This is a genomic window from Acinetobacter sp. ANC 3882 (assembly GCF_022549545.1).
In the GTDB taxonomy this organism is placed as follows: domain Bacteria; phylum Pseudomonadota; class Gammaproteobacteria; order Pseudomonadales; family Moraxellaceae; genus Acinetobacter.
In genome coordinates this window covers 1-202 of the sequence record NZ_JAKZGB010000040.1, presented here as the reverse complement: position 1 = coordinate 202, position 202 = coordinate 1, and the positions used below count along the sequence as shown (strand labels likewise).

The 202-nt window shown below is 48.0% G+C and carries 1 protein-coding gene; it reads left to right on the top strand.

The genetic code is table 11. The features are described 5' to 3' along the window. Positions 1–202 (top strand): hypothetical protein (locus MMO42_RS18180; protein WP_241321591.1); only part of this gene is annotated, 202 nt, incomplete at both ends.

The window sequence follows — 202 nt, the reverse complement described above, 5'->3', positions numbered from 1 at the left end:
ACTGCGCAAACTGCAGCAGATGCAGCGCAAGCAACAGCGGACAAAGGCATCAAGTTTGGTAATGGTAGCAGCAATAACCAATTTGCATTAGGCGATACGCTGAATGTGAAAGGTGATAGCAACATCACCAGCAGCACCACAGCAGATGGGGTGCAACTTGGTTTGGGGAATACCATTAAAGTGGGTACTGCAAATCCAGTCA